At 68.5% G+C, this 9,148-nt stretch carries 8 protein-coding genes and 2 pseudogenes; 2 read left to right on the top strand and 8 right to left on the bottom strand.

The features are described 5' to 3' along the window. Positions 1–170 precede the first annotated feature (170 nt). A pseudogene (locus ACTWPW_RS46340) lies at positions 171–254 on the top strand (IS5/IS1182 family transposase); the annotation flags it as partial. Positions 255–351: 97 nt separating this feature from the next. Here ACTWPW_RS46340 and ACTWPW_RS46335 read toward each other — a convergent pair. The 8 genes and pseudogenes from ACTWPW_RS46335 to ACTWPW_RS46300 all read right to left on the bottom strand — a co-directional run bounded on the left by ACTWPW_RS46335 (position 352) and on the right by ACTWPW_RS46300 (position 7,454). Further along, entirely contained in the window at positions 352–1,341 is a 990-nt protein-coding gene (locus ACTWPW_RS46335) for a GNAT family N-acetyltransferase (RefSeq protein ID WP_443172506.1), read from the bottom strand. 194 nt (positions 1,342–1,535) lie between these two features. Continuing rightward, a pseudogene (locus tag ACTWPW_RS46330) lies at positions 1,536–2,904 on the bottom strand (catalase). 88 nt (positions 2,905–2,992) lie between these two features. After that, positions 2,993–3,343 carry a Fur family transcriptional regulator gene (locus ACTWPW_RS46325; protein ID WP_443172505.1) on the bottom strand — a complete coding sequence of 117 codons (351 nt, stop codon included), beginning with the start codon at positions 3,341–3,343 and terminating at the stop codon, positions 2,993–2,995. 1 nt (position 3,344) lies between these two features. Then, complete coding sequence (locus ACTWPW_RS46320) at positions 3,345–3,983, bottom strand: HD domain-containing protein (RefSeq protein WP_443172504.1); 639 nt, start codon at positions 3,981–3,983, stop codon at positions 3,345–3,347. 170 nt (positions 3,984–4,153) lie between these two features. Next, positions 4,154–5,140 carry a GlxA family transcriptional regulator gene (locus ACTWPW_RS46315; protein ID WP_443172503.1) on the bottom strand — a complete coding sequence of 329 codons (987 nt, stop codon included), beginning with the start codon at positions 5,138–5,140 and terminating at the stop codon, positions 4,154–4,156. 181 nt (positions 5,141–5,321) lie between these two features. Then, positions 5,322–5,444 (bottom strand): hypothetical protein, encoded by a 123-nt coding sequence (locus ACTWPW_RS46310; protein WP_443172502.1) that lies wholly within the window; start codon positions 5,442–5,444, stop codon positions 5,322–5,324. Positions 5,445–5,763: 319 nt separating this feature from the next. Next, the gene (locus ACTWPW_RS46305; protein WP_443172501.1) at positions 5,764–6,108 is read right to left on the bottom strand and encodes a winged helix-turn-helix transcriptional regulator; all 345 of its coding nucleotides are present in this window, start codon (positions 6,106–6,108) and stop codon (positions 5,764–5,766) included. 413 nt (positions 6,109–6,521) lie between these two features. After that, on the bottom strand, positions 6,522–7,454 hold the full coding sequence (locus ACTWPW_RS46300) for an RNA polymerase sigma factor (RefSeq protein ID WP_443172500.1): 933 nt from the start codon (positions 7,452–7,454) through the stop codon (positions 6,522–6,524). Positions 7,455–7,979: 525 nt separating this feature from the next. On the opposite strand from ACTWPW_RS46300, the gene ACTWPW_RS46295 reads away from it, so the two are divergent. Then, entirely contained in the window at positions 7,980–9,137 is a 1,158-nt protein-coding gene (locus tag ACTWPW_RS46295) for an ROK family protein (RefSeq protein ID WP_375117459.1), read from the top strand. The last annotated feature ends 11 nt before the right edge of the window (positions 9,138–9,148 follow it).

The following is a 9,148-nucleotide window of genomic DNA, read 5'->3' as shown; positions in this document are numbered from 1 at the left end:
GCGTCAACACCCGCACGAAGAGGATCATGCGCCAGATGCACGGCCGCGCTGGGTTCGACCTTCTGCGCCACCGCATCCTGCTGCAGTGAAGATCACTCAACGCCACCACCGATTACGGGCCAGAGCCGGTTGCCGGACAGTCCCTACAGGCCGGCGCGCTGCATGAGCAGATGAAAAGCTGGAAGGCGCTGACCAAGCTGCGCTGTTGCCCGCGCCGTGCCACCGCACTCGTACAAGCGATCCTCGTGTCGTAGCTCGTCGAGGAGGGCCGCTACTCAGGATGAAATGGGCTCATATGCACCCCTTTGCCGTCGGCGGCAGGAAGCCTGCCGCCGACGGCGGGCCGATGGCTCAGAAGGCGCTCAACATCGTCCAGGTCTCCCGGGGGACGAAGCCGAGGCTCTGGAACAATCCGATCGAGGGGTCGTCGCCGGCGTGAAGGTACGCGGCGATGCAACCGGACCGTGCCGCCACCTGGAGCATGTGCCGGGTCAGGAGGCTGGCGTGGCCACGGCGCCGGAAGTCGGGCAAGGTTGCGACGTTGCCAATGGCCACATGGCGGTCGGCCAGAACCGCGACTCCCGCCGCGACGGCAGTACCGTCGTGCTCGAGGACGTAGGCCTGGATGTCTGGCACGCCGAGCACGTCGCCGTCGTACACCTGCGAGACGATCTCCGCGGGCACGCCGAAGGCGGCCCCGATGATCTCGCCGAAGACCGCGAACTCTGCACCCGCAAGCAGGCGCACGCTCGGGGACAGGTTCGCCACGGACTCCTCAGCGGTCAATCCCTTCGTCATGAGAAGCTGCTGCGAGGCGACCGTCAGGTGGTGCTTGTCCGCTGTCTCGCGGATCTCCGCGGCCACGAGCTCGCCCCGCACGCGGATGCTCCACGGCCGCCCGTCGCTGAGCTCGGCGGCCTTCGCGGCGAGCACGGCGATCTCGCCGGCGTCCGGTTCGCGGGACGGGCTCAAAATGGGGTTCAGCGCGGGGACAACGGCGCGGTTGAACGCCAGCAGCGTGCCGTGTGGAGCGATCTCGAAGTGTGCTCCGGCCAGCGATTCCGCGATTCTCGCCATACCCGTACGGAAGGCGAGGGCCGCCGCGTCCGTCGCCGCGTCCTGCGACAGCGACGGCGAGTTGCCGGGAGTGGTGGTGTCCATGGGTCTCCGATCAATGGTGGGTGGGATGGACGCCCGGCAAGACGCGTGGCGGAAGGGAAAGTTCGGTCCGGGGGATGTGACAGTCATCACACGAGGCGGGGCGGTGCAGGCCGGTGCGCTGAAAAGTACCTCGAGGCTCATGACCGGTGCCGGCGTACTGATGGGGCCGAAGGTGAGCAAGTAGGTAGCCGGCAAGGCGTGGAGCGATGCCGGGTTCAAGACCGCGGTCGCCGCCCATGGCGCCGGCCTGGGCACTGACGTGGAGGCGGTCCAGCACGCCCCGCACACGCTCGGCTTCGCGCCGCTGTCCAAGCGGTGCAAGGCCGAGCAAATCTTCGGCACCCTGATGCTGCACCGCCGGCTGGGCGGCACCCTTATAGCACCCCGAGGGCTTCGCAGGCCTTTCGCACGCCCTCACCGTAGGCGGAGTCGGCCCTGGCGCAGTTCTCGATATGCCTTTGTACGGTTTCCTTTCGTGCGCCCTTGATCGCGCGCGCGGTGTTCTCGAAGAGTGCCTGCTGTTGTTCGGCCGTCATCAACCGGAACAGGTCTCCGGGCTGGGTGAAGTAATCGTCGTCGTCCTCGCGGAAATTGAAATGATCGGCCGTCGACCCGCATCGCTCCGTCGCGGTGGTAGCTGTTCACCACATTGGCAGCGCGCGGGTAATTGACCGGGACCTGGTGATGGTTGACGCCGATCCGGTAGCGCGCCGCGTCACCGTAGGAGAACAACCGGCCCTGCAGCATCTTGTCGGGGCTGTGGGAGATTCCGGGGACGAGGTTGGCCGGGGTGAAGGCCGCCTGCTCGACCTCGGCGAAATAGTTGTCGGGATTGCGGTTGAGCTCGAATTCGCCGACCTCGATGAGCGGGTAGTCCTTCTTGCTCCATACCTTGGTGAGATCGAACGGGTGGAACCGGTAGGTCTCCGCGTCGACCTCCGGCATGATCTGCACGTACAAGGTCCACTTCGGGAACTCGCCGCGCTCGATCGCCTCGTACAGGTCACGCCCGTGCGACTCGCGGTCCTGACCGATGAGGTTCACCGCCTCCTCGTCGGTCAGGTTCTCGATGCCTTGCCGGGTACGGAAGTGGAACTTCACCCAGCGCCGCTCGCCTTCGGCGTTGATGAGGCTGAAGGTGTGCGAACCGAATCCGTGCATGTGCCGGTAGGACTTCGGGATCCCACGGTCGCTCATGATGATGGTGACCTGGTGCAACGACTCGGGCAGGTTCGTCCAGAAGCCCCAGTTGTTCTCCGGGTCGCGCAGGTTGGTGCGCGGGTCACGCTTCACCGCACGATTGAGATCCGGAAACTTCAACGGGTCTCGGTGGAAGAACACCGGGGTGTTGTTGCCGACGACGTCCCAGTTGCCTTCCACGGTGTAGAACCGCAGCGCGAAACCGCGGATGTCGCGCTCCGCGTCGGCGGCGCCACGCTCGCCCGCGACGGTGGAGAAGCGGGCGAACATCTCGCATTCGTTGCCGACCTTGTTGAAGATCGCGGCTTTGGTGTAGCGGCTGATGTCGTGCGTGACGCGGAACGTACCGAAGGCTCCGGCACCCTTCGCGTGCATGCGCCGCTCGGGAATGACCTCGCGAGCGAAGTGAGCGAGCTTTTCGATGAGCCACAGGTCCTGAAGCGGCAGCGGGCCCCGGGGCCCGGCGCTCATGCTGTTCTGGTTGTCGGCGACCGGCGCTCCTGCGGCTGTCGTCAACGGGTTGGTGTTCTCTTCGAACGCCATCATTTCTGCTTCGTGGTGGGCAGCGGATTTCCGTGGCGTGTACCGGTTCGTTGCCGCGTCCGGCAGGAGGCGCACAGGTCCCAGAAGGTCAGCCGACATCGGCTACGGCATTGCTCGCCCAGCACACGACGTGGTGGTGGTCCTCGTGTGTGCGCAGCTCGAAGAGGGCGGGCAGGCTCGCCGGCTCGATCTTGCCCACGAGGCCGACGTCGCCCAACGCGGCCAGAATGTCGTGGACGGCCTGCGTCGACACTGCGCCCATTTCCTCGCGCACTGCCTGCGCGACGAAGCCGGCATCCGAGTGAGGATGTCGTTCCAGTACGCGGAGTACGGCGGTGCGCTGTTTCGTGACGCGAAGCGACGCCTGGCGCAGCCGGTCCGCGGGATCGTCAGCAGACAGCGAGCGGCTCGCGCCGCCATGGCCGGGCCGATCCCGCACGTTACTCGGGCCAGGCGTTGTTCTGAATGATCTGGACGAAGTCCTTCCTGGAGAAGGACGGGTCGAAGTATGCGAGCACGTCGTCGTTCATGGTCCCGAAGGTGGTGTCGGGACGGTCGATCATGCCGTTGTAGAACGCCCGCAGAATGCGCTTCTTGAAATCCGGCCGCGGGTGTGCCGCGATGACCTCGGAGGTCTGCTCGTCGCTGATCTCGTCGAGGTCGAGACCGAGGACGTCGGTCTCCACACCGAGTGTCACGACCGCGACCTCCGGCGCGAGCTGGAGCGGCACTTCGGGAGTGGTGTGCAGCGCGATCGCCAGCCAGACATTCCGGGCCTGGGTCTCGTTCCGGCCGTGGTCGAGCAGGAACTTCCGCGCAGCCTCCGCACCGTCGAGCTCGAAACGTCGATCCTTGGTGGCGTAGGCGGAAGTGAGGCCGAGGTCGTGGAAGAGCCCTCCCACGTAGGCGAGCTCGGGATCGACCTCAAGGCCGCGTGCGGTCGCCTTGAGCATCCCCCAGAGAAACACCCGGCGTGAGTGGTTGAAGAGGGTATCGTCGGTGACCGCCCGTACGAGGGACGTGGCTTCCCTGACCAGCTCGGTGTCGGGAATGGTGATTCCTGCGATGGTCTCCGGCATGACGGTTCCTTGGCTGTGGGGCAAGTGGACTGCTTCCAGTCTTACGAGCCGCCACAGCCCCGGCACACAGCGCAAGCTGACATCCATCGCACAGATACTGACCTCACGCGGACGCCGTCACCGTCGTCCAGCAGCCACGTCACAGCGGTGAGAGGCCTTCGCCGGCGCCATCACCGATCGTTGCCCGGCTTCCGCTTACCCGGGCCGGTGGTCTCGAACCGGGCCCGGTACTGGCTCGGTGAGATGCCAAGGCGGGCGGTGAAGGTCCGGCGCATGGTCTCGGGGCTGCCGAAACCGGCTACCCGCGCCGTCTCCGCCACGCTGTGCCCCGCGGCCAGCAAGACCTTCGCGTGGTCCAGCCGCACCTGCTCGACGTACTTCGCCGGAGTCGTGTTCAGCTCGGTGGCGAACAGCCTCGCCAGGTGACGGGGGCTGACCGCGACGAGAGCGGCCAGCCTGCTCACACTGTGGTCGAGCGCCGGCTGCGCCGCGATCAGGTCAACGACGCGCCTGAGCGTGGGGGTACGGGGCGGCCGGACCTCCAGCGGAGCGGAGAACTGGGACTGCCCGCCGGGCCGCTGCATGAACATCACGAGACTGCGCGCGACATCACGCGCCAGGTCGGGGCCGTGGTCCTGTTCGACGAGCGAGAGCGCCAGATCGATACCCGCCGACACTCCTGCGGAGGTGAAGACGCCGTCGTCCTCGACGAACAAGGCCTCAGGCTGCACCTGAACATCGGGGTAGGCGCAAGCCAGGAGCCGGGCGTGCCGCCAGTGGGTGGTGGCCCGACGGCCCGCGAGCACCCCGGCCGCGGCGAGCGCGAATGAGCCCGTACAGATCGACACCAGCCGGCGGGCGCGAGGGCGGAGGCTCTGGATCGTGGTGATCAGGTCGGGCGGCACGGGGAGGCTCACAAGGTCGTCGCCGCCTACGACGATGACGGTGTCGGGATCGGGCTCGTCCTCAGCCGTCCCGTCCACGGGCAGTTCGACCCCCATGGACGTCAGGACCGGCTTCCCGGACGGCGAGACGTGACGCAGCGCGTACTTGGCGCCGAACAGGTTGGCTTCGGCGAAGACCTCGGCCGGTCCGGCCATGTCAAGCATCTTCATGCCGTCGAAGACGACGAACACGACACGGTGGTCACCTGCCATGATCTCCTCCTTCGTCGTACCCCTCGCCGACAGGTGTCAGAAATGGTGGGATGCGCGGCTCGAGTGCAGGGTCCCTGGTCAAGAGCCCTCAAGTTCCGAGGCTAGTACTCCAGCCGGTGTGCCCGGAGGTCGAGGAGGTGGTCGTCCAGCGGCCATGCGGACAAGGACCACCACGCCATCGTCACGCGTGCACCTGGCGGAACGTGTCCCGTTCGGGCCGCCACGAGCGGCCGGCCTCGGCCACCGCGCAACGCGGCGAGCTGCCGACCGGCTGCGACTCCACCGCCGCAAGCAGATCCGCCACCGGATCCCCACCGGGAATGGCCCGATCCGGCACCACAACCCATCCCCGGCGGTGTCCGCCGTGCCCGGAGAAAACCAGGGCCCGCCTCCCGCAGCCGGTCCGCCCCGGCCTTGCTCTGCAGGGTGGATCGCCGCCAGCACGTCCGGATCGCGCAATTCCGACAGTCCGGACAGCGCCGCCACGCTCGGCGCATCGGCGGTGAACCCGGTGATGAGGTGGACCCTCCGCGCGCAGGCCGCGCCAGGGCCGGTCACGTACCGGTTCCCCGTCGATCACCAAGCCGTACGGGGCGACCTCGCACGACCATACGTGACCAGTTTCACGAAGCCGCCGCCGGTGTCTCCTCGACGGGTAGCCAGGTCTCGGCCCAAATGGACAGCTCCCGCACGGCCGCCTCCAGGGCGCGGCCCTTTTCCGTGAGCCGGTATTCGATGGTCACGGGCGTGGTCGGGAGGATGACGCGTTCGATGACGCCTTCACTCTCGAAACGCTTCAGCCGTTCGGAGAGCAGCTTGTCAGAGATGTCGGGGATGGCAGCGCCGATCTGCCGGAAGCGGGTGGCCCCATGGAGCAGCTCACGCAGAATCACCCCGGCCCAGCGGCGGCCGATCATCTCGACGGCTGAGTGGTAGCGGGGGCAGAAGTCGGGCTCGTACGTGGACACGGCTGACAGATTACCAAAGGATAGCTACTTGCTCCTAGTTATCGCGCGTGTCAGCTTCTCACGGCAAGCCGCTTTCCACGCGTACGGTCGCATCCGCATGGTCCAGACCTTCACCAGGCGGATCACCGAGCCGGAGTGCTGCCGTGGGGATGTCCGGTGACGCGGCATCCGGCCGCGTGGTCATCCACGGCGCTCGCCGAAGAACGGCCACTCTCGATAGCACGATCTGCGGGGCTGCACCGTGCCAGACGTGTGGCCAACGCGAGGCCACACCAGATTGGATGGCACCTGACAGTCGCCGACCACCTCGGGAGCCGGCGCGGGTGCGCCCGGGAGGTGTGCAGGCTGGAGGCGCCAGGGATCCCGCGGGTGACGGCGAAGGAGCTCGCCGTGACGCCCATGGTTGCGAAAGTTCAGCCGGTGGGTGCGTGGAAGAGCCGCAACTGATCACACCGGCCGTCTTTCATGGACATGAGCCAGGCGACCGCGGGCGGGCAGTGATTCGGATCGTCCGGCGGGTTCACCAGGTCCATTTCCCAGATGGTGATGTCCTTGCCGGCGACGGCGGTGACGAAGCGCTGCCGTACACCCGCCTCCAGATCACCCTCCATGCCGCGGACCAGGAAGTCCCGGCCGCCCACGCGTTCCCGGCCGACGTAGTAGCCGAAGTCCGGGGCCCAGCGCTCGGCCACCAGTTCGGCGAACCATCCCTGCTCCGCCGCGGCCAGCGTCTCCTCCGCCTGCCGGGCACTGGCCCGGGTCAGTGTGACGGCGTCATCGTGCACCGAGTCTGCGGTCGTGGCCAGCGCCCGCGCCAGTTTGGCCCTGGCCTCGCTCAGCCTGCTGCGGACCGTGCCAACCGGCACGCCGTACAGGTCAGCCATCTGCTCGTAGGAGGGCGTTCGCGGGCTGAAATGCCGCAGCATCACCGTCATGCGCAGGGTGGGGGACAGCTCGTCGATCGCCCGCCAGAGCCAGTCCCGCATCGCGTGCCGGTCGATGACCTGCTCGGGACCGTCCTGTTGCGCGGGCGCCGCCAGGTCGGGAAGCGGCGCGGTGGGGACCGCCGCACGCAGGCGCGAGCGGCACACGTTCCGCACAATCATGCGCAGCCACGCGCCGACGGACTCTGGCTGCCGGACGTCGCCGATGCGCCGCAGGGCGATCAGCGACGCGTCCTGCACGGCGTCCTCAGCGTCCGGCACGTTGCCCATCACGCTCAGCGCGACCGCCCGCATCCCTGCCTGATGCCGGTCGAGGAGCGCGCCGAGCGCGGCGGCCGTACCGTTCCGTGCGCCACGCCACAGATCCACATCGGACGGAGATCCGGACTTGTCGCCTGTCACCCGTCCAAGCGTACGGACGCGCGCCGATGCCTCGAACGCGCGTCGAACCATCGGCCGGATCGCATCGCCCGGCCGCGATCTGCCCGTTGGCCGGCCCCTCGCCGAGGCAGCCGAGCCCGTCGCGCTCGCTCAACGCGTCGGCCTTCTCGCCGGCCGGTCCTGGTGTGGTCGCCGATCCTGGCGGAGCTCGCGATGAGGTGGCGGGCGGCGACCAGGGACAGCATGGTGCGCCCGGAGCCGCCACCGTGACGAGGGTCGCGCCCCTGCCGCGCCGCGCCCCGGGACGAGCAGCGACGCGGCGGCGCTCAGGCAAGCCGTCACCCGGACGGCCGCGATCTCGGGCACCGCCACCTCGAATCGCCGGTAGCCGCCGCGCAGGGGAACGCTCCAGGCCGCCGAATCGCGGCGCAGTATGGTCACCGGGACTTCGGACCGCGGGACCGTCCATCGCACCGCGAGACGAGGCCCAACCCCCGATTCCGCATTCAATTCTTGACGAAGTTAATTAGTGGTACGATCGCGCACATGCCGCCTCGCCTCGCTGTCGCCACGCGCGCTGAGACCGCCGTCTTCACCATGGTGCTCGTCCAGGGTCCGGTTTCCCGGGTGGAGATCGCCAGGCGCAGTGGCCTGTCGTCCGCTGCCGTGACCAAGGCCGCCCGCCCGTTCATCGAGGCGGGCTACCTGGAGGAACTGGCGGCCACCGAGCGGACGGGGCCCGGCGCCGGACGTCCGGCCAGCCCACTGGCCATCAGGCCGGACCGGGAGTTCTTCACCGGTGTGAAGATCACCGACGACGAGCTCATCGGCGTGGTGACCGACCTGCGCGCCCGGCCGGTGGCATCGGCGCACCGGAGACTGGCCACGACCTCGGCCGAGGGCGTGGTCGAGGCGCTGGCCGAGCTGGTCGGCGAGCTGCTCGCCACCGACCCCGCCTACCGCGAGCGCTGCCACTCGCTGGGCCTGGCCGTCTCGGGCGACGTGGACAAGGCGCACGGGATGGTGCGCTACTCCCCCTTTCTGGGCTGGCACCAGGTGCCGCTGGCGCGGCTGGCGGCTGAGGCGACCGGATTGAGCGTCACCGTCGAGAACGACGTCAAATCGCTCACCGTGGCCGAGCAGTGGTTCGGAGACGGAGTGGGCGCCTCGTCGTTCGCGCTCGTCACCGTGGGGATCGGAATCGGCTGCGGGCTGGTGGTGAACGACCGGGTGGTGGCCGGCGCCCATGGCGTGGCCGGGGAGATCGGCCACATCCCTGTCGGGGGCGACGAACCCGTGTGCCACTGCGGCGGACGCGGGTGCGTCGAGGCCATCGCGGGGAGGGCACCCCTCGTCGCGGCGGCGCGCGCGGCCACCGGCGACGCGTCCATGGACATCGACGCGGCCATCGACGCCGCTCACGCCGGGGATCAGGCCGTGCGTGAGGTGTTCGACCGGGCCGGGCACGCCATCGGCCTGGCCATGGCCGCGATGGCGAACCTGTTCGGCCCCGAGCGCATCATCGTGACCGGTGACGTGGGCGGCCTGGCCGCCTACGACCTGTTCGAGGAGCACCTCAACCGGTCCTTCGCGGCGCAGGCGTTCGGGGCGGCGGCCGACTGCCGGCTGCTGCTGCGGCCGCGCACGTTCGAGCAGTGGGCGCGCGGCGCCGCCGCGGTCGCCATCCAGACCCTCTTCACCTGAGCAGGGAGCGT

The organism is Nonomuraea sp. KM90, assembly GCF_052246675.1.
Classification (GTDB): Bacteria; Actinomycetota; Actinomycetes; order Streptosporangiales; family Streptosporangiaceae; genus Nonomuraea.
Note: the sequence above shows the minus strand (reverse complement) of the source record. Positions and strands in the feature narration are given on the sequence as shown.

Bases quoted from the DNA above. Each gene is read 5' to 3' on its own strand.
- ACTWPW_RS46320 (WP_443172504.1), bottom strand. From the start codon at position 3,983: ATGCCGGAGACCATCGCAGGAATCACCATTCCCGACACCGAGCTGGTC.
- ACTWPW_RS46315 (WP_443172503.1), bottom strand. From the start codon at position 5,140: ATGGCAGGTGACCACCGTGTCGTGTTCGTCGTCTTCGACGGCATGAAG.
- ACTWPW_RS46295 (WP_375117459.1), top strand. From the start codon at position 7,980: ATGCCGCCTCGCCTCGCTGTCGCCACGCGCGCTGAGACCGCCGTCTTC.